This window comes from Parabacteroides distasonis (assembly GCF_004793765.1).
GTDB lineage: Bacteria > Bacteroidota > Bacteroidia > Bacteroidales > Tannerellaceae > Parabacteroides > Parabacteroides distasonis_A.
This window is the reverse complement of the sequence record NZ_SRYM01000025.1, coordinates 1-25038: the sequence shown is the minus strand read 5'-3', so window position 1 is coordinate 25038 and position 25038 is coordinate 1. Positions and strand designations below refer to the sequence as shown.

Genomic DNA, 25038 nt, shown 5'->3' with positions numbered 1-25038 from the left:
AATTTAAAAACACATTTTATTATGGAACCAATTTTATTAGCTTATGTAGGTATTGCGTTGATGACAGGTTTAACTTTTATCGGCAGTAGTTATGGTGTTACGATCGCAGGTAATGCGGTGGTAGGTGCGATGAAGAAAAATCCGGATGCTTTGGGTACGTATATCGCTTTAAGTGCGTTACCTTCTTCACAGGGTTTGTATGGATTTGTGGGCTACTTTATGATGCAGAAGTTCTTGGTAGCTGATATTTCCATGTTGGCCGCTACAGCTGTTTTCGGTGCTGGTTTAGTGTTAGGTTTCGCTGGTTTTTACTCTTCAATCCGCCAAGCTCAGGTTTGCGCAAATGGTATCGCTGGTGTAGGTGCCGGACACAACGTATTCGGTGCTACAATGGTGATGGCCGTATTCCCTGAGTTGTACGCTATCTTGGCCTTGTTGGTAGTGATCTTGATTGGCGGAACGATTCCTGTCGCCTAATCATTCAAACATCTGGATATAATAGAGGCCGTCCTGGATATTCCCGGGACGGTTTTTTTGTGGAATCAAAGAATAAACTATCTCTTTTAGTTTATTAACTATACAAATTAGTTTGGTAACTAAAAGTTTTAGTTACTTTGTCACAAACAAGATAAAGTTATGAAACGACTCACGGCGAAAGAAGAAGAAATCATGGGCTGGTTCTGGCAGAAAGGCTCATTGTTCGTGAAAGAGCTACTTGAATATTACGAGGAGCCTAAACCTCATTTCAATACCCTTTCTACGATTGTCCGAGGCTTGGAGGAGAAAGGTTTCCTTGCCCATAAGAATTTTGGGAATAGCTATCAATATTATGCGGTCTTAACGGAAAAGGAGTATAGTAATGGTACGTTGAAAAATGTGATCGCTAAGTATTTCAATAATTCTTATCTGGGGGTTGTCTCTACGCTGATCAAGGAAGAGGATATCTCTGTGGATGATCTGCGAAAACTAATAGATGATGTAGAACAAGGGAATTGTAAATAAGTGCGAGTATGGGAATCTTCTTTGTATATATCCTTAAATCATCCGTGTGCTTGACGATGTTTTATCTGTTTTATAAACTATTGTTGAGCCGTGATACCTTCCATCGTTTCAACTGGATCGCTTTATTAAGCTTGATCATGCTTTCGGTTATCATTCCATTTTGTGAGATTACTCTAGAGGAAACTACGGTCATTCAGCGTCCGGTCATGGATTTGGAGAATTTGCTAGTGGCGGTTTCCATGAGAACGTCAACAGAGTCCGCTAGCCAATCTGTATGGTTACGAGTTATGGTGATAGCCTATATAATCGGAGGGATATTAACGCTTTGTCAATTCGCATATTCATTTTATGCCTTGTTCTGGTTGATGAGACAAGGTACACCAAAGCTGGTGGACGGAATCCATCTGATTCTTACGGACCAATCAGTCGCCCCGTTCAGTTGGATGCGAACGATCGTAATAAGCCGGAAGGATTTTGAGGAAAGTGGGATAGAGATCATGACACATGAGATGGCGCATGTAAAAGCCCGTCATTCCATTGATCTGTTGATCTCCGAGGTTTGTATCCTGTTCCATTGGTTCAACCCATCTGCTTGGTTGTTGAGACAGGAATTACAAAATATCCATGAATACGAGGCCGATGAAAGCGTATTAAATCAAGGCGTCGACGCAAAAAAATATCAATTATTATTAATTAAGAAAGCTGTTGGTGCACAGCGCTTCACTTCTATGGCCAACAGCTTTAATCACAGTTCACTTAAAAAGCGAATAGCTATGATGTTAAAACAAAAATCAAGTCCATGGGCACGGTTGAAGTATCCGTCGTCGCCTGCCGTCAGCAAGGCGTAGGTGAAACCTTTCTTGGCGATCTCGTACTCCACGACATCTCCCGGTTGGAGGCGGCCCACTTCCAGCATGATCTGCCGGGCGCCCCAGTAGATGGCACGTGCGGGGGCGGCGTAGTCGCAAGCTTGGGTTACGTCGAGATTGATCACGTCGCCGTTCGCACGGTAGATCGTGGCGTAGCGGAACTCGGCGTGCGCCGTCAGCGGGTCGTAATCGTATTTAATGATACGGTTGGCGACGGCTCCCTTGAGAGTCTGTACCTTAAAAGCCTTGTATACGGCGAAAGCCCCCGAGCCGGTAGGTTGTACCGTTACGGCGGTGCTGTCCAGCAAGGTGACGCAGTCGTATCCTGCGTAGGCTTCCTGCCCGTACATAGGCGATAAAGCCAATAGGGAGACTGCGGTGATTGTTAGAATCCTTTTCATGTTTATAGTGTTTTTGTGATGATATTTCTCGCTAGCTCCCGGCAAGCGGCACGGTTGATCTTGCCGCTTCCGGTTTGGGGAATCTCGCTTACCTTTATGATGTGTCTCGGATGAAGGTACTTGGGCAGGCTGGCGAGAGCCGCTGTCGATACCTCACATAATAGCTGTGCGGAGTCGTTAGTGATAGCTCTCATGTGTGGTGTCACCCGAGGGGGTGATAATGTTTCACATGGCCTTGGGGCGATTAGCAAGACTACCGCCTCTCCCAATCGAGGGTCGGGGGCGGCGGTGATGGCGTAGGGGCGGTTGAGGTAGGGCCGTAGCCGCTCTTCCACCTCCTCGATCTGGATTTTGATACCTCCGCTATTGATGATATTATCTTTCCTTCCGATAATGGCGAAACTCCCGTCCGGCAGCAGGCGGGCGACATCGTTCGTCACCAGCCGCTCGTCGCAAACCAATGGGGCGTCTATCACCAAGGTATTCTCCGAAGACAAGGATAACGTCACCGAGGGGAAGGGATGGTAATAGGGCGAGGCTTCCGGTCCGTTCAGCCGGCGCAGGGCGACGTGGGACAGCGTCTCCGTCATTCCGTAGGTGGAATAAACCGTATTTGACATCTGCCGTATCTCTTGTTCCAAGGCAGCATCGATCGCTCCGCCGCCGATAATCAGGATATCCGTTTGCTCCAGCCGTTTACGTTCCTCGGGTACTCGCAACGTATTGTAAACCTGCAAGGGGATCATGGCGGCAAAGCGTAAGGGTGTATCTTCCCAATCCGCTAACGGGTGTCCGGAGGGTTCGCATACCTCCAGATCCAGTCCGGCGTATAGGGAGCGGACTACCATCATCTTTCCGGCTATATAGCGCAGGGGCATACATAGGAGGGCCTTGTCACCCTTCTTAAGGCCCAGATAATCGCAGGTAAGCCGAGCACTGTTCAGCATCTGGTCTTTGCGTACTCGTATCCGCTTGGGCGTACCGGTGGAGCCAGAAGTCTGGACCTCTAAAAAAGGGGACGGATCGTGCCATTCAGCTAAGAATGCCTGTAAATCTTCTTGTATTGGCATAGGTCAAAGGTCGTTGGAGAACCAGATGGTGTCTCCTTTTCGTTGGATTAACGTATGTTTATCATCTTTGAAAATCTCGCCGGTTCCCAGACCTTGCGGTAACGGGTTACCTAGCGTGGCACACCATTGGGCGATAGCGTTCAGTCCAATTTGCGATTCCAGAGCGGAGGTGACCCACCATTTAGGTTGTTCAAGGGTACTTCCTAAGATAGTTTCCGCTAAGTGAATCCATTCCGTACATCCGGAGATACCTCCGTGGAGGGAAGGCTTTAATATAATGTATTGGGGATGGATCGTTTCCAACAACCGCTGTTTCTCGTCTGGGGCGTTACAGCCGATCAGTTCCTCGTCGAGAGCGATGGGAAGGGGTGACTCTGCCGCAAGGCGTGCCATCTCTTCCAACTGCCCGGCACGGATAGGCTGCTCGATGGAATGCAAGTCCATCTCGGCGAGCCGCTTCAGTTTGTCCATCGCCTTCGAGGGTGTGAAAGCGCCGTTGGCATCTACCCGAAGCTCTATTTCATTGGCAGAGAAATGCGCACGGATGTGTTTCAATAAAGAGAGTTCCCAGTCGAAATCGATAGCGCCGATCTTCAGCTTGACGCAGCGAAAGCCCTCCTTCATCTTTTCCTCTACCTGTTCCAGCATATACTTATAATCGCCCATCCAGATCAGTCCGTTAATAGGGATACCCGTCTTGCCTTGAGAGAAGGGCGTGTCGTAATGCCGCCAACCACCCTGTTCATAATGACGCATGGCCATTTCCAATCCGAAAAGGATGGATGGGTAATGGCGCAAAGATTCGGTGTCAACATATCCCTTCTGTTCCAGATCGAGGCAAGCCTTGGATAACATGATCTCGTAATCCACTCCATAATCGCAACTGAGATCCGGCAGGGGGGCACATTCACCGATGCCAAAAGCCGAGGAATCTTCCTCCTTATGGATTAGAATCTCCCATAATTTCCGGGTTGTGTAAACCCCCCGTGAAGTTCCTGCCGGTCGCTTGAAAGTCAAGCACTGGGGAACCACCTTAATCCTATATAACCTCTCCTCTACCATTCATTCTTAATTATTCATTCTCAATCCTCTTACGGGAACTTCGGGTAATCCTCGAAGCGGGGACGGCGTTTCTCCAAGAATGCCTTACCGCCTTCCTGCGCCTCGTCCGTCATATAGTAAAGCATGGTAGCGTCTCCGGCCAACTCCTGTATACCGGCCTGTCCGTCCAACTCGGCGTTCAAGCCCGCCTTGATCATGCGCAAAGCCAATGGACTGAGCAACATCATCTCCTCGGCCCATTGAACGTACTCGTCCTCTAGCTTGTCCAAGGGGACTACCTTATTTACCAAACCCATATCCAAAGCCTCCTGTGCATTATACTTGCGGCATAGGAACCAGATCTCACGGGCCTTTTTCTGTCCGACCACACGGGCGAGGTAAGAAGAGCCGAACCCGGCGTCGAAGCTACCCACACGAGGGCCTGTCTGTCCGAAGATAGCGTTCTCGGAAGCGATCGTAAGGTCACAAACCACGTGCAATACGTGTCCGCCGCCGATAGCGAAACCGTTCACGGCTGCGATGACGGGTTTCGGGAGAGAACGGATCTGCTTTTGTACGTCCAATACGTTCAAGCGAGGTACGCCGTCTTTACCCACGTAGCCGCCACGTCCTTTCACGTTCATATCGCCTCCCGCACAAAAGGCCGTATCTCCGGCTCCTGTCAGAACGACTACGTTAATGTCTGGGCGTTCCCGGCAGATGTAAAAGGCATCGCTCATCTCCGTGGTCGTAGTCGGGGTAAAAGCGTTGCGATACCGTTCCCGGTTGATCGTAATGCGGGCGATGCCGTTGTAGAAATCAAATAAGATCTCCTCATATTCCTTGATGGTTGTCCATTCTCTTTTCGTTTCCATATATTATATGTTTTGTGCTTGGGATGAATTTTTTAGTTGATGATAATATTCCTTGAGCAATCGTACGTCTTCCGCTTTGTCCGTGAAAACCTCCATAAATAGGGGATGTTCGCTCGGTTGCTCCGTTTGGGTAAAGGCGCTCATCGCCGCTGCCAACTCCTCGGCATTATGGACAGCGGAGTAGGAGAATCCCCTTTCCGTGGCCCATCCCTCCGCTGAGGTCTGGTGGGAGGCGGTAACGTAACGGTGCGTACGCTCGTTCATCTTGAATCCCGGCAAGGCTTGGAAGATCTCGCCACCTCCGTTGTTCAAGAGCAGGATGCGAAGGTTATTGTGCAAGTTACCGTTCCACAACGCATTCATATCATAGAAGAAACTAAGATCGCCTATAACGATAAAGTTTAGTTTTTGCGAGGCCGAGGCGTATCCGATGGCCGTAGACAAGGAGCCTTCGATCCCGCTCGTACCTCGGTTACAACAAACCTCAACCGTCTCGGGTACGGTGTACAATTGTGCGTAACGTACGGTGGAGCTATTCCCCAGATGCAAGGCCGATTCAGCCGGAAGCGAGCGTATCAAACCGCCGATCGCCGCCATTTCGGAGTAAGCGAACTCCGGCTCTGGCAGGTTCCGGGATTTGTATTCCCAAGCCTTCGGATATTCAATCTGCCTATTCTCCAGCATATAAGCGATTTTCTCCAGAAACTCGAAGGGGTCCATCTCGATCACCGTGGTCAGGCTACCGAATAAATCCGCTACCTCTCCATCCAATGAGACATGCCAATGCTCCTTAGGCGGGTGTTTCCGCAAAAACTCTTTCAGCCGCTTGGAGACAATATGGCCACCGTAGGTGATTACGAGCTCGGGAACTAGCTTCTCTTTTTCCTCCTCCGGGGTAGCATACAGGATAGCGTCGAAATTCTTGATCGGCAATCCCGGTACGATACGGTTGCCGATGTGCTCGGAGAGCCAAGTGAAATGCTTGTATAGTAACTTGCATATTTTCTTCTCGAAGAGATAGATCAAGCTCATTTGTCCCGCTATCATCATCCGCTTGCTATATTTGTTCAAGCGCTCGATCAGGTCATCATATTTCCGGTCGTACACGTTCAAGCCTTGATAACGGGTGATTACCCGTACCTTCGGCAATTCGGGTGTCGTGAACTGAAATAAAGGCTCGGAGATCGGAACGTTGATATGCACCGGTCCTTTGCCGTGATGGTTCAGTTCCAACAACGCCTCGTTGATCAATCGATTGCAATACCATTCATCTTGATCCGTATGTATTTCCGGTAGCTGCACCGACTTCTTTACCAGCGAGCCGAACACCCCGGGTTGTGGCAAGGTCTGTCCATCCATTTGCCCGATCCATGCGGTGGGACGGTCGGCAGATATCACGACAAGCGGAACTTTCTGATAGAAAGCCTCCGCTACTGCCGGATGTATATTCAGTAGGGCCGTGCCCGAGGTACAGCAAACAGCCGCCGGCTTACCTCCGTGCAACGCTAGCCCTACGGCAAAGAATCCTGCGCTTCGCTCATCCATCACGGAATGGCAGTTGAAGAATGAATGGTTTGCCAATGTATGAACAATCGGAGAGTTCCGGCTTCCCGGACATAGCACGATATTACTTACGCCGTGCTCTATCAGCAAGGCTACCAATTGAAGGATGTTCTTTTTATCGCTATACATTATATGATATAAAATTATAAATTACCCACTATTCTCCGCATTGTATCTAATTTATCCTCTGTCTCCTGCCACTCATCCTCTAGCTGCGAGGCCGCCAACAGACCGCCTCCGGCATACAGCGTAAAGGTTTGGGGGAGGATATTCATGCAACGGAGGTTTACGTACAGATCTGTTTTGCCTTTGGGATCCAGCCAACCGATGAAACCGGAGTAATAGCTACGATCGTACCCCTCATTTTCGATGATGAAATGATAAGCCTCCTCCTTGGGAAGACCGCAGACGGCTGGAGTAGGGTGTAATAGTTGAAGGACATCACCCAGCTTCTCGGGATTGGGCAAGGAGAAGAAGAAATCGCTTTTCAAATGAGAAACCTCTCCGGCCCGGGCTGAATAAGGCCCCTTCTCCTCGGGAGTAATACCCAAGGTGGACAGCTGGCGGCGTATATAGGAGGCGACTAATTGCTGTTCTCTCCAATTCTTATGGTCCCAGCTTTTCGGTAATTTCCCGTCTCGTAAGGATTGGGTTCCGGCCAAAGCTACCGTTTGCCAGTCACCTTTCTCGCCGGATAACAAGATTTCCGGTGTCCCACCCATCCAAGTTCCGGTTTCCGGGGTATGGCAAAGGTAGACATAGGAGCGGATATATCGTTCTTCCGCGGCGAAGAATGCCTTGCCGGGTGAGAAAGAGGGATCTTTCCAGATCGTTTTGCTACGGGATAGGACTAGTTTATCTTGGCTTCCTTTTAGCAAAGGGTTGGTAAACAGGGAGAAATGGTAAGCGTATCGTTCCTTCTCCTCGGATTCGGACGGGATTTCGATTTCATTCGAAGGGAATTCGTTTTTCTCTCGAGAGAAATCCCAATCGGATTCGGAGGGGATTTCAAAGCAATCCGGTTGGATTAATACGATAGGTCGTTCCGCTGTCACCTGAAACGGAGCGATTACAAAACCGCTCCGTTCATTTAAGTCTTTTATGTCGTATAATAGGCAAGGAGAGCCGGCGCTTTGCATCCTGAAATGGAGCCTATCCTCACTAGGAATACGCCAAATAGCGAAACTCCGACCTTGCTTGATTAACGTGTCTATTATTTCGTAAGAATCTTTTGGAATCATTTCTTCTTTAGTATGCTATTGATTACCCGTACCGAGGAAACCAGTTTGTCGGTAGAGGTGAATATGTCTACGTTCCACACATGGGATGAACGCCCCTTGTGGATAATCGTCCCAACGGCACGTACCGTGTCTCCCTCGTGAGCGGACGAAACATGGCTGCCACTAACTTGCATGCCGACTACCATCTCATCTGGTTTCGCCAGAATTATGGAACCTAGCCCGGCCACGGTCTCCGCCAAAGCCAACGTAGCGCCTCCGTGCAAGATTCCGAAAGGCTGGCGAGTCCGTTCGTCTACAGGCATGGTCGCTTCCACACGATTCTCGGACGCATAGGTATATTGGATGCCTAGATTACCCATTAAGGCATGTTTGGCTCGTGCGTTTAGCTGATCTAGCGGAACCTCCGTGGGCTTGATCGTGGCAAGGATCACTTTCTCGATTGCCGTTGCCACGCCTTCCATATTATTAGATAAGGTCGTGAAATCAGCGCAAGCCTTTACGGAGTCGCGTGCGTTACCCATCGCCACGCCGGTACCGGCCAATTGAAGCATGGATACATCGGCTACGCCATCACCGATAGCGACAACCTCTTCAGTCGTGATGTTCAACATCTCCATCAATACCGCCAACGTATTTCCCTTATTGATGAAATGAGGGGCTACCTCCAAGAAATAGTCCTCGGAGCGGAAAGCTTCCAGTACACCGTCTAGACGTTTCTTCCAATGATTTTCCAAACCCACCAGATTGTTCTCATCGTCGCTGGTAAGGATACATTTACAGGGTGCGAAATCCACCGCTTCCGGAAAATTCTCTACGCCGATGATACGCATTTTATTGAGCTCGGCCTCTTCTTGGACATGTTTGTTTTCCGGGCTATCGGTCAGGATATAGTCCTTGTGATACGTGAAGATAGCGAAACCATTTTCCTTCGCCTTCCGGTTTAAATAAGGAATCATGGCCGGATCGATTCGTTTCTCAAACATCAATTCTCCGGTCTGGGCATTGATGATCTGACCTCCGTTATAAGATAATATGAAACCACCGTAATGATTCAATTCAAGGGCCTCCGCCAAGGGTTGAACTCCGTTGGTGGGTCGGCCGGATGCCAATACAACATGAATTCCCATCTGCTGAGCCTTTAACAAGGCGGCATGGGTCCGGGAAGTTATCTCTTTCTTGTCGTTAAGCAACGTCCCATCTACGTCTAAGACTAATAATTTGTACTTCATGGCGTCTTATTTTTATGGTTTACGACACAAATATACGCAAAATAGTTGAATAGTTAGAAGACATTTCCATGAAAGGAATTTACGTATATCGGCGCAAGCTCACGCCTATACTGGCGTAGCCCTACGGCACTACTGGTGTAGGCGTATGTCGGTATAGGCATTGGCCTGTGCCTATACCGGTGTTTTTTTCAAAGTATTTCTTGGATGAAACGAGCCACTCCGTCCTCATCGTTCGTGTATTGGGTGATGCGGTCGGCATTGGCCTTGACAGGGGGTTGGGCGTTGGCCATAGCGACTCCCAATCCGGCAAAACGGATCATGGATACGTCGTTGAAGCCGTCGCCGATAGCGATCACTTCCTCTTGTTTTATCCGGGTTCGCTCTAGTAAGCGGGATAATGAGGCAGCTTTGTCGATGCCTTTGGGGACAAGCTCCAGATAGAATGCCTCGGAACGATATACGTTGATACGTTTCCCTAATTCTTGGCGGAGCTTCTCTTCCAACGGTACCAACATCTCCGGTTCGCCTACCACCAAGCATTTATCGACAGGTTGGTGTAAATCCCGCAGGAAATCGTTGGTAGCCTTGATCTTCATCTTTGTTAAGAATGATTCGTATTGTACATATTTATTTTCCGGGTACTCGCTTAAAATATATTTACCGTTGTAGGAAAGGACAGCCAGTCCCGCTTCTTTAGAGCGGTTGTATAAAACAGGTACGATATCGGGAGGCAAAGCCTGTTCGAACAGTATCTTGTTTGTCATCAAGTCGATCACCTTACCGCCGTTGAAGGAAAGGATAAAGCCTCCATACTGCTTCATGTTCAGTTCCTCGGCTAAAGGCATGATACCGTAGGTGGGCCGGCCGGAGGCTAAGACCAGATGCAATCCTTTTTCCTGCGCTTGTAGAAGGGTTTCCCTCGTAAATGGGGTGATCTCTTTTTTACTGTTTGTCAGTGTACCGTCTAAATCCAGTACCAATAATTTATAGTTCATGCTTTTGTTTTGTGTTGATCGTGATTATTTTACCTCTTTGGGAGATATAATTATAGAGTTCTTTATAAAATGCGTGCCGGGTAAGGGTGGAAGCGTCTCCCATGATCATCAGTTTCATACGGGCACGGGTGATCGCTACGTTCATGCGCCGCAAGTCGTTCAAGAAACCGATCTTTCCATTCTCGTTGGCCCTTACCAAACTGATCAAGATGACATCGCGTTCTTGCCCTTGAAAACCGTCAACGGTATGTACGGTGATCAGTCTGCGTAAAGGCTTGAAGAAAGCGTCTTGTTTGATTAATTTACGGATGTATTGTACCTGCGCCTTATAAGGGGAGATCAATCCGAAGTCGATATTCTCCTCCAGTACTCTCTCTTTGGATATTTTCTGTATATAGAAGCGTAATTGTTCTACGAGCAATTCCGCCTCTTGCTTGTTGACACGGCTCATGGTCTCCTCTCTCGTATTTTCCGTGAAATCGCACTCGGACGTATCGAACCATACGATGGGAGTATCCAATCGCAAGATTCCTCGCCCACTTACCTCGGGAGTGGATTCGAGTTCGTTATGATAGAACCATTGGGAGGAGAAGCGCATGATATCCTCGTGCATACGATATTGGATCTTCAGGAGAGAGACCGTTTCCGGTTTTGCATGGGCTATCTTTTGCATTAAGGTACGTCCTAGACCTTTCCGTTCTGCTTCTATACATTTAATAGTAGGGGGCAATTGGTGATGATCGCCCGCTAGTATGACCCGTTCCGCCTTGCCGATCGCTATCCAGCAAGCGGCTTCCAAGGCTTGGGCGGCCTCGTCGATAAACAAGGTGGTGAAGTGCCGGTTCATCATAACCCGGTTTGCGGAACCGACCAGGGTGCAAGCGACAACACGAGCCTCGTCGAACAGTTCCATATCGATCTTGACTTCCAGTTCGGTCGCTCGGAATTTTAACCGGGAGAGGCGGTTCCGGATCGTATCCCGTTCCTCCCTGCTTTTCTTTCGCATATTGGATTGTATATCCCGTATCGCTTTTCGGATACTCCATAACTCGGGATAATCCGGATGCGACTCAAAACGACGTTCGTAAGTGAAAGAGAGCATCTTGTCGTTGATACGAGTGGGGTTCCCTATGCGCAGTACTTTAATACCTCTATCTACCAGCTTCTCCGAGATGCAGTCTACGGCGGTATTGCTTTGAGCGCAAACGATCACTTGATTCTCCCGGTGAAGGGTCTCGTAAATGGCTTCCACCAAGGTGGTTGTTTTCCCGGTTCCGGGAGGGCCGTGTACGATAGATACTTGTTTCGCTCCTAATACCTTGTTTACAGCTTCTTCCTGCGAGCGATTCAGCCAAGGGAAGCGGATCGGGAATAATTCCCGCTGTTCCGGTTTTTCCTGTCCCAGTAATATGTCCCTTAGATGGGAGAGTTGGTTGTTTTTTGCCCGGATCACGTCGGAGAGAGCGGAAAACATCGTTTTATAGCTGGTCTCGTCGAAGTAGAGTTGCACGCCGAGATCATAACTTTTTCCTTGTATATCCATCAAGGCGGAAAGAGTGGGGAGAACTACCATCATCTGGTCGTCTTGCACGTAGCTGATCGTGGCGGAGAAATCCAGATACTTAAATTTACCACTGCTGTCTGCCGTGAAGAAGCAAACCGGTCGCCCGTATTCGAAATTATGCTCAATCTCCCGGTCTCCTGTCCTTTCGATCTCGATCACCAATTGGTTTAAGGAATTGTAATAACTGCGTCCCGGAGCGACCGGATACCAACAAAGGCCTTGCGTCACTCGTTTTCGCAAACCCGTACGCTCGGATTGCTGTCGGTATGTTTCCTTCTCATATTCATATTCCTTCTTAAGCAGCTCCTGCTGTCGGAGCAAATCCGTTATTGGGGATAAAATCGTCTTTGCCATTCTAGATCGACTTTTTTGTTCATGAGGGCGCAAACTTACGGAAAAATAGCGAACCCGGCAATGCCTGTTGGAGGTATGTTGTCACGTTATCTCCATCTTAGATCGCATAGCATCAGTGATCGTGACTTACAATAAGGGTGGAGAAATGATTACATGTTGTGTCTTGCTTGATAAAATGGAACAAGTTGTAGGGTAGTTAACTATAACCGGAAAAAGGCAGTAGTACTTACTAGCCCATAGAATATAGCATGTGGCAAAGGATATATACTGACTTAGATTAGTAAGTACTCTATCAGGTAGCTCGCATAAAAGAGTTGCTGACAAGTTTACTAGGTTGAATATTTTCATTTAACGTTGGTAGTGTCTATAAAATTCCTAATTTTGTACGAAAACTAATATCATAAAAACAATGAATGAGAACGATGCTAATTATAACACATTAATAGATGTGGCTGCTTGGGATAAAGAGAATATCTTAAATCGTTTTATGAATAGTGATGAATAATATATTATCGCTGTTGAGAGAAGAGAGTCTGGAAGAAGCGTTGCGGTATAAAGATGCATTGGGAAAACAATACGATGCCGTGCGAGATATCGTTGTTGAGTTTCGCTCTTAATCTAATGTGTATTAATAACAATTCTAATTCTAAATAAAGTCTATCAGTATGGATACTATCCTAAAAACTCAAATTATAGATCTGATTCACAGGGAGGTAATCCCCGCTATCGGATGTACGGAACCTATTGCCGTGGCTTTGGCAGCCGCAAAAGCGGCCGAAGTGCTGGGACGTAAGCCTGAGAAAATAGAAGTTTATCTGAGTGCTAATATCTTAAAGAATGCGATGGGAGTAGGAATCCCGGGGACTGGCATGGTGGGATTACCTATCGCTATCGCCTTGGGGACTATCATCGGTAAGTCTGCTTATGGGCTAGAGGTGCTGAAAGACCTGACTCCGGAGGGATTGGAAGAAGGTAAGGAAATGGTCTGCAAGAAATGTATCGGTATAGACCTGAAAGAGAATGTGGATAAACTTTATATCGAGATTATAAGTTCCGCAGGGGAGGATCGTTCAAGGGTGATCATTTGCCATGAGCATACCCATATAATATATGTAGAGAAAAATGGGGAGGTGTTGACTGATTTGCGTACAGCAAACGTCTCTGGCGAGGAAGTATGTGAAAATAAGGATTTACGTCTTTCCTTCTCTATGGTCTATGAGTTTGCCATGGAAATGCCATTAGATGAGATTCGTTTTATTTTAGAGACGGCCGAGTTGAATAAGAAAGCCGCCCAAGCTTCTATGAAAGGCAATTACGGACATACGGTAAGTAAGACGGTCTCGGGTGTTTTCGGCCGTAAGTTCATGGGAGATTCTGCTTATACACATATGTTGATCATGACTTCCGCCGCTTGCGACGCTCGTATGGACGGCGCTATGATCCCGGTGATGAGTAATTCGGGAAGCGGTAACCAAGGAATCGCCGCTACACTTCCGGTTCTTTCTTTTGCTGAGGATATCCAATGTTCGGAAGAGCAACTGATCCGTGCGTTGATGTTAAGCCATTTGATGGTAATCTATATCAAGCAAAGTCTGGGACGTCTGTCCGCCCTTTGCGGTTGTGTGGTTGCCGCTACGGGAGCAAGCTGCGCTATCACCTATTTGATGGGAGGGAATAAGATGCAGATTTCTTATGCGATCAAGAATATGATCGGTAATATTACTGGAATGATCTGTGATGGAGCTAAGCCAAGCTGTGCGATGAAAGTATCTAGTGGCGTATCTACGGCGATGCTTTCCGCTTTGATGGCAATGGAGGATAAGGTGGTGACTTCCGTGGAAGGTATCATCGATGAGGATGTGGATAAATCGATCGCCAACTTGACCGCTATCGGTTCTAAAGGAATGGAGGCGACGGACCGTCTGGTGCTAGATATCATGACCGGTAAATCTTGTTAATAGGATTTTATGGAGGAGGCACCAAAGGCGAGGAAAAAAGAGATTATGCGAGTGACACTTTTAGGGTCATTCGCTAATTTTGTTTTATTGGTATTCAAGTTCGTGGCGGGTATCTGGGGGCATAGTAGCGCTATGATCGCTGATGCGGTGCATTCGTTATCTGATTTCGTAACGGATATAGTTGTACTTCTTTTTGTCAATATATCTTCCAAGCCGAAGGACGAGAGCCATGATTACGGGCATGGTAAATACGAGACTTTGGCGACTTCAATTGTCGGTATCGTCTTGCTTTGTGTAGGTTTTGGCCTTTTCTGGGAGGGAGCGAACAAGATTTATGACTTTTATTTCAAGGGGATTCCGTTGGAAAGTCCGGGAATGATCGCTTTAGTTGCCGCTCTTATCTCCATTGTGATCAAGGAATTACTGTATCATATTACGGTTTGGGTAGGAAGGAAGCAGAATAGTCAAGTCGTTATCGCTAACGCTTGGCATCATCGTTCGGATGCCTTTTCCTCGATCGGTACGGCTTTAGGTATCGGAGGGGCGATTTTGTTGGGGGATAATTGGCGTGTGTTGGATCCGTTAGCGGCTGTGATTGTCAGTTTGTTTATCGTAAAAGTAGCCTTGCAGCTGGTGATCCCCGCAATCAATGACTTATTGGAGAAATCTTTGCCGAAGGAGGTGGAGGATGAGATCTTGGCGATCATTAGTAAGGTTCCCGAGGTAAAGAGCCCGCATAATCTACGTACCCGCCGCATCGGTAATAATTTTGCTATCGAGGCGCATATACGGGTGGACGGACAGATAACCGTGACTCGTGCCCATGACTTGACGAAAGAGATCGAACAGAATCTGCGTGATAAGTTCGGTGAGGCTACGCACATCGCTTTGCACGTGGAACCAATTAAATAAACGAATTGTTATTTGACCATGATGAAGAACTTATATAGGGGAGAAGTGTTCTATTTGATCGCTTCCCCGCTGGATCATGTGGAGGCTTACCGCTATTTTGAGGATGGGGGATTGGCTGTTGTTGATGGAAAGATTGTAGAGGCGGGGCCGTTCGAGGAGATGCGTTCCCGTTATCCGGATTTCCCGGTGACAGACTATTCCGGTAAATTGATTACACCCGGCTTTATTGATTCCCATATCCATTTCTCCCAGTCGGAGATACTGGGAATGTATGGCAAGCAACTTCTGGATTGGCTGGATGAATATACGTTTCCCACCGAGGACGCTTTTTCTTCCGTGGAATACGCACAAGATATCGCTCGTTTTTTCGTGAAGGAACTGGTGAAGAACGGAACTACGACTTGTGCCGCTTATGCCACGGTTCATCCTGCTTCCGTAACCGCATTATTTTCCGTGGCTACGGAGTATAATATGTGTATCTTGGCAGGAAAGGTGATGATGAACCGGAATGCTCCGGATTATCTGATGGATACCACGCATCAGGGTGAGTTGGCCTGCCGTAGCTTAATCGAGGATTGGGACGGAAAAGGACGGAATCACTATGTGATCACGCCCCGTTTCGCCATAACCAGTACGCCGGATCAATTAAAGTCTGCCGGTCATTTACATACCGAATATCCCAATACCTATATACAGACACATCTTTCGGAGAATCTGGGAGAGATTGAATCTGTCTTATCGCTCAGTCCCGGTCATGCGGACTATCTGGAGGTCTATGAGCGTGCTGGGTTGCTGACCGATCGTTCGATATTCGGGCATTGTGTCCATCTAACCGATCGGGAATATAAGCGGTTGGGGGAAACGGGAGGCATTATTGCCCATTGTCCGACCTCAAACCTTTTCCTAGGAAGCGGATTATTCGATATGAAGGAAGCGAACCGTTACGGCGTACGTACTACCTTGGCGACAGATGTCGGTGCGGGTACATCTTTCTCTATGTGGCGTACGATGGGAGAGGCCTATAAGGTACAACAGTTGAACGGTTATCCGATGACAGCTTTGGAGGCTATCTATAAATGTACGCTAGGCTCTGCACGGGCCTTATCGTTGGACGACCGAATCGGAAGTTTCCTCCCTGGCCGTGAAGCGGATTTCATAGTCGTGGATTATGCCGCTACCTCTGTCCAGAAATTGCGTATGGAGTATCTTCGTTCGAGAGATAAATGGACGATTGAGAATAAGCTGTTTGGCCTGCAAACCCTCGGCGATGACCGGAATACGGTATGTACTTATATAATGGGCAAGCAAGTATACGGCTCAGATTCGTGCGATCATCAAGAAGCAAGTATGTAATACGACCGTTACGACGATCCATAGGCGCTCGGCAGTAGTCGGGCGCAATCCCAGGAAATGATATTCTATAGCCCCGTGCTTGCAAGCGGAGAGGCAATCTCCGCAATAGGTACAGGTATAGCCGATCTTTCCCTTCTCGATCTCTTCTTTATGTAGGGCATCATAACGGCAAGCGTTTGTGCAAGCCATGCAATGGCAACAATCCGTGGTCAGTCGTACCCGGAAAGGAGAGAGGTATTTGAGGAAAGACACTAAAGTCCCGATCGGACAATAACTACTGCAATGCACCATCTTCCGTCTCTTTCTGGAAAACAATAGCATGACAAGTAGGCCGATAACTCCGACCGCTATTCCAAAAGCGGTGGCTATCCTGCCGCTCGCTCCGAATATTCGGAGTAGGATGGCCCCCAACATAACCAGAAATAATATGCTGTATCGCATTTGCTTGTGATAGGGGAACCTTTTTCGCTCCAATTTTCCCCGGGCACTCCATGCGTCGAATGCCCCGAAGTAACAAAGCTGGCTACACCAAGCGGGACCGGATAGTAATAAGGTGCTGATAAAAAGTATGGGCATGAATAATCCCTCGAAGCGATAAAGCGGTCCGGCCAAGATTACCGCAGGGATCGGTAAATGCAGTTTTCCGGTCATAAGGAAAATAGGATCGGCAAAAATCCCTAGAGCAAGTTGCCCGAAAAAAACGATCGAGAATAACAACCACGCTCGTTTTCTCCATTTAGGGCGTTCTTGCCGATCTTGCATCTTATAGCAAAGCCAACCACCGTACAGCATGGCAAGTATCACCTGTATCCATCCTCCGTGCGGAAATAACCTTTCGCCTATTAACAATGGATTTTTAGGCATGACTTGAACGGTCGAGAGAAGTCCCCCGACTAACAACACGGTAATGATAACAGTACGTCTCGTTTTCATGCTCAATTATTTTATGCGTAAAAGTATGCCTTTTACGCAAATAATTATAGCAAAGGCATTGTATTTCTGATACTTGTTACACCGATTAAACGATCATACCGTGCTCCCATCGGGCAATAATAAACGTAAATGCTATATTCGTTCTCCGTCTGGAAGAAATTACCCTCGATAGGGCCGGTCTGTCCTACGGTCTGTCCGTTAGGGACAAAGAGGTACTGATAGTTGTAACTGCCTTGTTTCAGTAAAACGGATTTCTCGTATTGATGCGTCTCCGGATTATAGCCCATCTTACTTTTTTCGTCCAACACATTATTAGATAATTCGCCGTTCAAATACACGTTTCCATCGGGAATTAAGTCCATGGCGAGGGTAAAGTGAACAATGTAATAGTCCGCTTCCGTATCCGGGTCGTTACAATTGCTGCAACGGATGAAGAAACGCCCGTCTTGGTCTTGATCGTATTGATACGATAATTGGTCACGCCGATAGTCCGTCATCAACTCTACATGGTAGTATGGATTATGGAACGAGATACTTTCTACGTGCATGCCATTGTATTTGTTGCTCAAAAATTCCATACGGCGATATTCGTTTCCTGCGGGAAAGATTAAGTTCTGATTGTTCGTATAGGAGATCTGGTTCTCTAATATAGTCATAGGCTGAAGACCTGTTACGGCATTATCCCTGCGGTTATTCTGATAAACCCAGATTTTCAAGTCGGTCTGAGGATAGGTGATGGGGAAATTCTTGTTATTGATCGCAAAGCTGACTTGTTGGTGTGACTGATTGGTATCGATATCCGTATTTCCGCTCACCGTAGCGGCGACACTAACCATCGGCTCGAAAATAGAAAAGCAAGCGGTAAATACTATCTGGGAGGGATCATCCTCGTTATATACTTGCAAGGCATAATTCCCCGAGACCTTCGGTTGAACGTCATTGTTTGGGAAAAGTAATCGGTAGTTGGTGTATTGCACCGTAGTACCCATCGCATTGGCGAAATCCTCGATCGTGCTCCCTTGGAAACCATTCATATACTCGATTGGGGAAAGATTCGATTGCGTCCAATCCGCATTGCAGTGGACCAAATTATAGGCGTATCGCTCGAAGCCCGGATTAAATGCATCGAAATTAACCTCGATACGATTCTCTCCGCCCAATTCGATGAAAGGATCGGAGAACATCTCGCCGGCAACCTTCACTTGGAGGGTCTTTATTTGCTTATCGCTAACGTTGGTGAAGTAAGTCACTTGAGCGTTCAACGGCACTAAAACCGTGATAAGCAGTAGGAATAGAATTTTAAAAACTTTCATTTTCTTATTACTTTCTTTAACGACGCAAAATTATGGAATTATTTCTCTATTTATTTGCCTTTCCCTGCTCTAAAGCATGAAAAAATGTTTACTTTTGCAGGAAAATTACATATAAACAATTTTAGTTGTATCATGGCAAATGTGATTAAGATTAAAAAGGGTTTAGACATTAATCTGAAGGGCAAAGCTTCGGATGTACTGTTAAACGGCGGCAAGAGCGAGTCTTACGCGATCGTCCCCGATTATTATAACGGTATTCTCCCCAAAGTTGTTGCGAAAGTAGGAGAAAAAGTCAAAGCCGGTTCTGTACTGATGATTGACAAGAACCGCCCCGAGATCAAGTTTGTTTCGCCGGTCAGTGGCGAGGTAACTGCCGTAAACCGAGGAGAGAAGCGTAAGGTGCTAAGCATCGTTGTGAAGCCGGATGCGCAGATCGAGTATGAGGAGTTTGGTAAGAAGAACGTGGCATCCCTACAGGGAGCAGAGGTGAAAGAGGCGCTTCTGAACGCTGGTATGTGGCCGTTTATCAAGCAACGCCCATACGATATCATCGCCGCTCCATTGGATACTCCGCGTGATATCTTCGTTTCGGCTTTTTACTCCGCTCCGTTGGCTCCAAACTTCGATTTTATCGTAAAAGGTCAGGAGGCTGATTTCCAGACTGGATTAAACGCTCTAGCTAAATTAACGAATGGAAAAGTGTATGTGGGTGTAAGAAGTGGTTCTGTCGTGAGCGGAATGAAAGGTGTGGAGATCGTGGAAGTAGAAGGTCCGCATCCCGCAGCGAACGTTGGTGTGCAGATCAATCATATCAAGCCCGTTAACAAGGGTGAGGTCGTTTGGACGGTTAATCCGGCGGACGTGATTGTTATCGGACGCTTGTTCAACAAGGGTGTGGCTGATTTCAGCCGTATGGTTGCTATTACCGGTTCCGAGACTACCGAGAGAGGCTACGTTAAAACGATTTCAGGTTGTACGATTAAGAGCTTGGTTAACGGTAAAGTGTTAGGACAGGAACATATCCGTATTATCAGCGGTAATGTTTTGACAGGTACCAAGGTAAATATAGATGGTTACCTAGGTGCTTATGATAACCAGATCACCGTGATTCCAGAAGGCGATGAGACGCATGAGTTTTTAGGTTTCGCTATGCCTCGTTTTAACCAGTTCAGCGCTAGCCATAGTTACTTTAGCTGGTTAGGTACTAGCAAGGAGTATGTGATTGATGCCCGTATCAAAGGTGGTAAACGTGCCATGATCATGTCTAATGAATACGATAAAGTGTTCCCGATGGATATCTATCCGGAATATTTGTTGAAAGCGATTATTGCGTTCGATATCGACAAGATGGAGAATTTAGGTATCTATGAGGTGGCTCCTGAGGATTTCGCTCTTTGCGAGTTCGTGGACACTTCCAAGATCGAGCTGCAAAAGATCGTTCGCGATGGATTGAATCTGTTGTATAAGGAAATGAATTAATAACATAAAAAACTTATAATACATTGAAAGCGTTAAGGAATTATCTCGACAAGATTAAGCCTAACTTTGAGGAAGGCGGAAAGCTGGCGATGTTCCGTTCTGTTTTTGACGGTTTCGAAACATTCTTATTTGTTCCGAACGAGACCTCTAAAACGGGCGTACATATTCATGACTGTATTGATTCAAAGCGTGCCATGACCGTGGTTATCATCGCTTTGTTGCCTGCTTTGCTTTTTGGTATGTATAATGTCGGTTATCAGCACAATTTAGCTGTAGGGGCTGATCCGGGATTTTTGATGACTTTTATTTTTGGATTTTTGGCGGTATTGCCTAAGATCATTGTTTCGTATGTGGTAGGTTTGGGTATAGAGTTCGCTGTTGCCCAAGTGAAGAAGGAAGAGATTCAAGAAGGATTCTTGGTTTCCGGTATCTTGATTCCGATGATCGTACCGGTCGATACTCCGTTATGGATGATCGCTGTAGCCACTGCTTTTGCGGTTGTTTTCGCAAAAGAGGTATTTGGTGGTACGGGATATAATATATTTAATGTAGCATTGGTTACACGTGCGTTTTTATTCTTCGCTTACCCGGCAGCAATGTCTGGTGATCAAGTGTTCGTTCGTACGGCTGATACGTTTGGTATTGGGGCTGGCCAAGTGGTTGACGGCTTTTCCGGAGCTACTCCGTTGGGACAAGTCGCTATCGCTGGTAAGGAGATGATCGGTTCTTTCCAAGCCGTTGACGTATTAGGCAACCCGATCTCTACTTGGGACGCATTTCTTGGTTTGATCCCAGGCTCTATTGGTGAGACTTCTGTACTGGCTATCTTGATCGGTGCAGTAATCTTGTTGGTTACAGGTATCGCAAGTTGGAAGACAATGGTTTCTGTGTTTGTAGGTGGTGCTTTCATGTCATTGATCTTTAATATGATCGGTACTACGGTCGCCATGTGTGTATCTCCTCTGGATCACTTGTTCTTAGGTGGTTTCGCTTTTGGTGCCGTGTTCATGGCTACAGACCCTGTGACTTCCGCTCGTACGGAGACAGGTAAATATATCTATGGTTTCCTTGTAGGTGCTATGGCCATTATTATTCGTGCGTTGAACCCGGGTTATCCAGAGGGTATGATGCTCGCTATCCTGTTGATGAACGTGTTCGCTCCGCTGATCGACTATTATGTTGTGGAAGCTAACGTCTCTCGCAGATTGAAACGTGTAATAAAATAAAGTAAGAAGGAATATGGCTAAATATAAATGTAAGGTATGTGGCTATGTCCACGAGGGAAATAAGGCTCCTGACACTTGTCCGGTATGTTCCGCTCCTGCTTCCGAATTTGAGGAAATCAAGGAGGAGGGTACCGCTAAGAAAGGCATAAACCGGGATAGCAATGTTTATACGGTTGTTTATGCGGCTGTGATGGTTGTGCTAGTAGCTGTCGTATTGGCGTTTACTTCACAGTCATTGAGAAGTTTCCAGAAACAGAACGAGGACAACGATAAGAGACAGCAAATTCTGCGTTCTATCAATGTAAATGTTTCTTCTTCTGAGGCTGAGGCTAAGTACAACGAGTTGATCAAGGATGCTTTCTTGGTGAACGAGAGTGGTGAGAAGGTTGAAGGCGACGCTTTCGCTACGGATGTAGTTAAGGCTGCCGCTGAGCATCAATATCCGGTTTTCATCGCAAATGTAGATGGTCAACCGAAATATATCATGGCTTTGCATGGAGCAGGTCTTTGGGGTCCGTTATGGGGTTACATCTCTGTAGATAGTGATAAGAATACTATTTATGGTGCAGACTTCAGCCACCAAGGTGAAACCCCGGGTTTGGGAGCTGAGATCTCTAAACCAGCGTTCAGCAACAAATTTAAAGGTAAGAAGATTTTCATGAGTGGAGAATTCAAGTCAGTCGCTGTTGTTAAGCCGGGTAAAAGCGTTGCCGGACAAGACTATGTGGATGGTATCTCTGGTGGTACGATTACAAGTCAAGGTGTTAGTGCTATGCTTTTTGATAGCTTGAGCGGTTATGTTAAATATTTGACCTCACAAAATTAAGTAGAAGATGGGATTATTATCTGAAAAGAATAGAGAAGTTCTGTTAGGCCCGTTGAGCGCTAACAACCCGGTTGTCGTACAGATGCTGGGTATTTGCTCTGCGTTGGCTGTAACATCAAAACTTGAGCCGGCAATCGTGATGGGTATTTCGGTGACGGCTGTTGTAGCTTTCGCTAACGTGATCATTTCATTGATGCGTAATACGATTCCGAACCGTATCCGTATTATTGTTCAATTAGTGGTAGTTGCCGCTTTGGTGACAATCGTTAGTGAGGTATTGAAAGCTTTTGCTTATGACGTAAACAAACAGCTTTCCGTATTTGTCGGTTTGATCATTACGAACTGTATCTTGATGGGACGTCTAGAAGCGTTCGCCTTGGGTAATGGCCCATGGGAATCGTTCTTGGATGGTGTAGGTAACGGTTTGGGATATGCGATTATTCTTATTATCGTAGGTTTCTTCCGAGAATTGCTGGGTTCTGGTACCTTATTGGGTTTCCAAGTGATTCCGCAGGCTTTCTATGATCTGGGTTACGTGAACAATGGTTTGATGATCTTGCCTCCGATGGCGTTGATCGTGATCGCTGTTATTATTTGGGTTCATCGTGCTAAGAACAAGGAACTTCAAGAAAATTAATGTTAACGATTAAACGAATAATAGAATGGAACAATTATTAAGCACATTCGTCCGCTCGATCTTCGTTGACAACATGATCTTCGCATACTATTTGGGTATGTGCTCTTTCGTGGCTGTCTCAAAGAACGTGAAGACCGCTTTAGGATTAGGTATAGCAGTGACATTCGTACTTTTCTGTACACTGCCGATTAACTATATGCTTGAGAATTATGTATTGAAAGAAGGTGCATTAAGCTGGTTAGGTCCGGAATATACTGAGGTGAATCTTAGTTTCTTGGCGTTTATTATCTTTATCGCCGTTATCGCTTCTTTCGTGCAGTTGGTCGAGATGGTAGTCGAGAAATTCTCTCCGTCTTTGTATGCTTCCCTTGGTATCTTTTTGCCGCTGATCGCTGTAAACTGTGCTATCTTGGGTGGTTCTCTGTTTATGCAACAAAAAGCGTTCCCTAATGTGGGTGTCGCTACTGTTTATGGTTTAGGATCTGGTATCGGTTGGTTGCTAGCTATCGTAGGAATGGCGGCTATCCGTGAGAAATTGGCATATTCAAATGTCCCCAAACCATTGAAAGGTTTGGGTATCACTTTCATCATCACGGGTTTGATGGGTATGGCATTCATGTGTTTCTCAGGTCTGAAGATTTAAGTATTAACGCATTAAACAAAATATAAAGATGACTTTATTAATGTCGAGCGGACTTACGATCTGTGCCAGTGCGGTGGTGTTCTTGCTGATCACGCTAATCTTGGTCGGTTTGCTTTTGTTCGCCAAAGCAAAATTGGTTCCTTCGGGCAATGTAAGCTTGAAGGTTAATGGAGAGAAAAATATTGAGACTCCGATTGGTGGAACTTTGTTAGGTGCGTTACAGAGTGGTGGCATCTTCTTGTCTTCAGCCTGTGGTGGTGGTGGTAAATGCGGTCAGTGCCGTGCTCAAGTTATTGATGGCGGTGGCGAGATCCTACCTACTGAGAAAGGTTTCTTCTCTCGTAAACAAGTGAAAGATCATTGGCGTTTGGCTTGCCAATGCAAGGTGAAAGAGGATATGGTCGTTCAGGTACCGGACGAGGTATTTGGCGTTAAGGAATGGGAGTGCGAGGTTATCAGTAACAAGAACGTCGCTACCTTTATCAAGGAGTTTATCGTTGCGTTGCCTAAAGGTGAGCACATGGACTTTATTCCGGGTTCTTACGCCCAAATCAAGATCCCTACATACTCAATGGATTATAACAAGGATATCGATAAGAGTTTGATTGGTTCTGAGTATTTGCCAGCTTGGGAGAAATTTGGTTTATTCGATTTGAAGTGTAAGAACGACTCACCGTCTATCCGCGCTTATTCTATGGCTAACTATCCTGCTGAGGGTGACCGTATCATGTTGACCGTACGTATCGCTACGCCTCCGTTCAAACCGAAACCACAAGTAGGTTTCATGGATGTGATGCCGGGTATCGCTTCTTCTTATATCTTTACATTGAAACCGGGTGATAAAGTGACTATGAGTGGCCCTTATGGTGATTTCCACCCAATTTTCGATTCTAAGAGAGAAATGATGTGGATTGGTGGTGGTGCAGGTATGGCTCCGTTGCGTGCCCAAATCATGCACATGACGAAGACGTTGAAGACAACGGATCGTAAGATGTCTTACTTCTATGGTGCACGTGCCTTGAACGAGGTGTTCTATTTGGAAGATTTCTTGGAAATCGAGAAAGAGTTCCCGAACTTTACGTTCCACTTGGCGCTTGACCGTCCTGATCCTGCCGCTGATGCTGCGGGTGTTAAATATACGGCTGGTTTTGTTCATCAAGTAATTCATGATACTTACTTAAAGGATCACGAGGCTCCGGAAGATATTGAATACTACATGTGTGGTCCGGGCCCGATGTCAAAGGCCGTGGAAAATATGCTGGATAACTTGGGTGTACCTCGTGAGATGTTACATTTCGACGATTTCGGCGGATAAAATAGGATTTCTATATCTACAAATAGAAGGCGAGGGTTAATATCCTCGCCTTTTTTATTTTTGACCTGAAACTCCTCTTTACGAAGATATACTTCGAATACTATAGGACATATACTGCATGTGTCATAGGATATGTACTTCATTCACGAAATAAGTCGTACTTTTATGTCGGCGCATTGAAAATGTTGACTATGCCTAAATTTACTTCACAGATTTTACTGTTATTTTCTAAGGTACTT

The 25038-nt window shown here is 46.5% G+C and carries 21 protein-coding genes and 2 pseudogenes; 12 read left to right on the top strand and 11 right to left on the bottom strand.

Annotation, left to right across the window (positions count from 1 at the left end; all coding sequences use genetic code 11):
* The first annotated feature begins 21 nt into the window (after positions 1-21).
* The 3 genes and pseudogenes from E5342_RS10175 to E5342_RS20170 form a co-directional block, all read left to right on the top strand.
* Positions 22-477: a hypothetical protein gene (locus tag E5342_RS10175; RefSeq protein ID WP_005857362.1), complete on the top strand. Its 456-nt coding sequence runs from the start codon at positions 22-24 to the stop codon at positions 475-477.
* 159 nt (positions 478-636) lie between these two features.
* On the top strand, positions 637-1002 hold the full coding sequence (locus E5342_RS10170) for a BlaI/MecI/CopY family transcriptional regulator (protein WP_121735962.1): 366 nt from the start codon (positions 637-639) through the stop codon (positions 1000-1002).
* Positions 1003-1010: 8 nt separating this feature from the next.
* Positions 1011-1820 (top strand): annotated as a pseudogene (locus tag E5342_RS20170) (M56 family metallopeptidase); the annotation flags it as partial.
* A 2-nt stretch (positions 1821-1822) separates the two neighbouring features.
* On the opposite strand, the pseudogene E5342_RS10160 reads toward E5342_RS20170, so the two are convergent.
* From E5342_RS10160 to E5342_RS10120, 9 genes and pseudogenes are all read right to left on the bottom strand, one after another.
* Positions 1823-2272: pseudogene (locus E5342_RS10160) on the bottom strand (DUF3857 domain-containing protein); the annotation flags it as partial.
* A 2-nt stretch (positions 2273-2274) separates the two neighbouring features.
* Positions 2275-3342 (bottom strand): AMP-binding protein, encoded by a 1068-nt coding sequence (locus E5342_RS10155; protein WP_121735965.1) that lies wholly within the window; start codon positions 3340-3342, stop codon positions 2275-2277.
* A 3-nt stretch (positions 3343-3345) separates the two neighbouring features.
* Positions 3346-4404, bottom strand: coding sequence for an o-succinylbenzoate synthase (locus E5342_RS10150; protein WP_121735966.1), 1059 nt, complete (start codon positions 4402-4404; stop codon positions 3346-3348).
* Positions 4405-4433: 29 nt separating this feature from the next.
* Entirely contained in the window at positions 4434-5258 is an 825-nt protein-coding gene (menB, locus tag E5342_RS10145) for a 1,4-dihydroxy-2-naphthoyl-CoA synthase (protein WP_005856861.1), read from the bottom strand.
* A gap of 3 nt (positions 5259-5261) precedes the next feature.
* A complete protein-coding gene (gene menD, locus E5342_RS10140; protein WP_135959319.1) occupies positions 5262-6950 on the bottom strand; it encodes a 2-succinyl-5-enolpyruvyl-6-hydroxy-3-cyclohexene-1-carboxylic-acid synthase in 1689 nt (562 codons plus the stop codon).
* 14 nt (positions 6951-6964) lie between these two features.
* Complete coding sequence (locus E5342_RS10135; RefSeq protein WP_121735968.1) at positions 6965-8062, bottom strand: isochorismate synthase; 1098 nt, start codon at positions 8060-8062, stop codon at positions 6965-6967.
* A complete protein-coding gene (locus E5342_RS10130; protein ID WP_121735969.1) occupies positions 8059-9291 on the bottom strand; it encodes a Cof-type HAD-IIB family hydrolase in 1233 nt (410 codons plus the stop codon). The genes E5342_RS10135 and E5342_RS10130 overlap by 4 nt, the downstream gene beginning before the upstream one ends.
* A gap of 188 nt (positions 9292-9479) precedes the next feature.
* Complete coding sequence (locus E5342_RS10125) at positions 9480-10286, bottom strand: Cof-type HAD-IIB family hydrolase (protein WP_121735970.1); 807 nt, start codon at positions 10284-10286, stop codon at positions 9480-9482.
* Positions 10276-12204: an AAA domain-containing protein gene (locus tag E5342_RS10120; RefSeq protein WP_121735971.1), complete on the bottom strand. Its 1929-nt coding sequence runs from the start codon at positions 12202-12204 to the stop codon at positions 10276-10278. The genes E5342_RS10125 and E5342_RS10120 overlap by 11 nt, the downstream gene beginning before the upstream one ends.
* Positions 12205-12869: 665 nt before the next feature.
* Here E5342_RS10120 and E5342_RS10110 point away from each other — a divergent pair.
* From E5342_RS10110 to guaD, 3 genes are read left to right on the top strand one after another with little or no spacing between them, the layout of a single operon-like run.
* On the top strand, positions 12870-14162 hold the full coding sequence (locus E5342_RS10110; protein ID WP_121735972.1) for a serine dehydratase subunit alpha family protein: 1293 nt from the start codon (positions 12870-12872) through the stop codon (positions 14160-14162).
* A 9-nt stretch (positions 14163-14171) separates the two neighbouring features.
* On the top strand, positions 14172-15074 hold the full coding sequence (locus E5342_RS10105; RefSeq protein ID WP_121735973.1) for a cation diffusion facilitator family transporter: 903 nt from the start codon (positions 14172-14174) through the stop codon (positions 15072-15074).
* Positions 15075-15086: 12 nt separating this feature from the next.
* Positions 15087-16427 carry a guanine deaminase gene (guaD, locus tag E5342_RS10100; RefSeq protein WP_135959318.1) on the top strand — a complete coding sequence of 447 codons (1341 nt, stop codon included), beginning with the start codon at positions 15087-15089 and terminating at the stop codon, positions 16425-16427.
* Here guaD and E5342_RS10095 read toward each other — a convergent pair.
* Together E5342_RS10095 and E5342_RS10090 are read right to left on the bottom strand one after the other, a co-directional pair.
* Positions 16392-17360 carry a 4Fe-4S binding protein gene (locus E5342_RS10095; protein ID WP_135959317.1) on the bottom strand — a complete coding sequence of 323 codons (969 nt, stop codon included), beginning with the start codon at positions 17358-17360 and terminating at the stop codon, positions 16392-16394. The genes guaD and E5342_RS10095 overlap by 36 nt on opposite strands.
* A 44-nt stretch (positions 17361-17404) precedes the next feature.
* On the bottom strand, positions 17405-18673 hold the full coding sequence (locus tag E5342_RS10090) for a DUF5103 domain-containing protein (protein WP_121735976.1): 1269 nt from the start codon (positions 18671-18673) through the stop codon (positions 17405-17407).
* Between the two features lie 132 nt (positions 18674-18805).
* On the opposite strand from E5342_RS10090, the gene E5342_RS10085 reads away from it, so the two are divergent.
* From E5342_RS10085 to nqrF, 6 genes are read left to right on the top strand one after another with little or no spacing between them, the layout of a single operon-like run.
* On the top strand, positions 18806-20152 hold the full coding sequence (locus E5342_RS10085; protein WP_121735977.1) for a Na(+)-translocating NADH-quinone reductase subunit A: 1347 nt from the start codon (positions 18806-18808) through the stop codon (positions 20150-20152).
* A gap of 23 nt (positions 20153-20175) precedes the next feature.
* Entirely contained in the window at positions 20176-21378 is a 1203-nt protein-coding gene (locus E5342_RS10080) for an NADH:ubiquinone reductase (Na(+)-transporting) subunit B (protein ID WP_121735978.1), read from the top strand.
* Between the two features lie 13 nt (positions 21379-21391).
* Positions 21392-22204 carry an NADH:ubiquinone reductase (Na(+)-transporting) subunit C gene (gene nqrC / locus E5342_RS10075; RefSeq protein WP_121735979.1) on the top strand — a complete coding sequence of 271 codons (813 nt, stop codon included), beginning with the start codon at positions 21392-21394 and terminating at the stop codon, positions 22202-22204.
* Between the two features lie 7 nt (positions 22205-22211).
* Positions 22212-22841 (top strand): NADH:ubiquinone reductase (Na(+)-transporting) subunit D, encoded by a 630-nt coding sequence (locus E5342_RS10070; protein WP_121735980.1) that lies wholly within the window; start codon positions 22212-22214, stop codon positions 22839-22841.
* 25 nt (positions 22842-22866) lie between these two features.
* On the top strand, positions 22867-23484 hold the full coding sequence (gene nqrE / locus E5342_RS10065; protein WP_121735981.1) for an NADH:ubiquinone reductase (Na(+)-transporting) subunit E: 618 nt from the start codon (positions 22867-22869) through the stop codon (positions 23482-23484).
* Between the two features lie 28 nt (positions 23485-23512).
* On the top strand, positions 23513-24799 hold the full coding sequence (gene nqrF, locus E5342_RS10060; protein WP_121735982.1) for an NADH:ubiquinone reductase (Na(+)-transporting) subunit F: 1287 nt from the start codon (positions 23513-23515) through the stop codon (positions 24797-24799).
* The last annotated feature ends 239 nt before the right edge of the window (positions 24800-25038 follow it).

What these genes read in the sequence shown, in the direction of transcription:
- E5342_RS10175 (WP_005857362.1), top strand. Translation starts at nt 22, where the DNA reads ATGGAACCAATTTTATTAGCTTATGTAGGTATTGCGTTGATGACAGGT.
- E5342_RS10170 (WP_121735962.1), top strand. Translation starts at nt 637, where the DNA reads ATGAAACGACTCACGGCGAAAGAAGAAGAAATCATGGGCTGGTTCTGG.
- E5342_RS10155 (WP_121735965.1), bottom strand. Translation starts at nt 3,342, where the DNA reads ATGCCAATACAAGAAGATTTACAGGCATTCTTAGCTGAATGGCACGAT.
- E5342_RS10150 (WP_121735966.1), bottom strand. Translation starts at nt 4,404, where the DNA reads ATGGTAGAGGAGAGGTTATATAGGATTAAGGTGGTTCCCCAGTGCTTG.
- menB (WP_005856861.1), bottom strand. Translation starts at nt 5,258, where the DNA reads ATGGAAACGAAAAGAGAATGGACAACCATCAAGGAATATGAGGAGATC.
- menD (WP_135959319.1), bottom strand. Translation starts at nt 6,950, where the DNA reads ATGTATAGCGATAAAAAGAACATCCTTCAATTGGTAGCCTTGCTGATA.
- E5342_RS10135 (WP_121735968.1), bottom strand. Translation starts at nt 8,062, where the DNA reads ATGATTCCAAAAGATTCTTACGAAATAATAGACACGTTAATCAAGCAA.
- E5342_RS10130 (WP_121735969.1), bottom strand. Translation starts at nt 9,291, where the DNA reads ATGAAGTACAAATTATTAGTCTTAGACGTAGATGGGACGTTGCTTAAC.
- E5342_RS10125 (WP_121735970.1), bottom strand. Translation starts at nt 10,286, where the DNA reads ATGAACTATAAATTATTGGTACTGGATTTAGACGGTACACTGACAAAC.
- E5342_RS10120 (WP_121735971.1), bottom strand. Translation starts at nt 12,204, where the DNA reads ATGGCAAAGACGATTTTATCCCCAATAACGGATTTGCTCCGACAGCAG.
- E5342_RS10110 (WP_121735972.1), top strand. Translation starts at nt 12,870, where the DNA reads ATGGATACTATCCTAAAAACTCAAATTATAGATCTGATTCACAGGGAG.
- E5342_RS10105 (WP_121735973.1), top strand. Translation starts at nt 14,172, where the DNA reads ATGGAGGAGGCACCAAAGGCGAGGAAAAAAGAGATTATGCGAGTGACA.
- E5342_RS10095 (WP_135959317.1), bottom strand. Translation starts at nt 17,360, where the DNA reads ATGAAAACGAGACGTACTGTTATCATTACCGTGTTGTTAGTCGGGGGA.
- E5342_RS10090 (WP_121735976.1), bottom strand. Translation starts at nt 18,673, where the DNA reads ATGAAAGTTTTTAAAATTCTATTCCTACTGCTTATCACGGTTTTAGTG.
- E5342_RS10085 (WP_121735977.1), top strand. Translation starts at nt 18,806, where the DNA reads ATGGCAAATGTGATTAAGATTAAAAAGGGTTTAGACATTAATCTGAAG.
- nqrC (WP_121735979.1), top strand. Translation starts at nt 21,392, where the DNA reads ATGGCTAAATATAAATGTAAGGTATGTGGCTATGTCCACGAGGGAAAT.
- E5342_RS10070 (WP_121735980.1), top strand. Translation starts at nt 22,212, where the DNA reads ATGGGATTATTATCTGAAAAGAATAGAGAAGTTCTGTTAGGCCCGTTG.
- nqrE (WP_121735981.1), top strand. Translation starts at nt 22,867, where the DNA reads ATGGAACAATTATTAAGCACATTCGTCCGCTCGATCTTCGTTGACAAC.
- nqrF (WP_121735982.1), top strand. Translation starts at nt 23,513, where the DNA reads ATGACTTTATTAATGTCGAGCGGACTTACGATCTGTGCCAGTGCGGTG.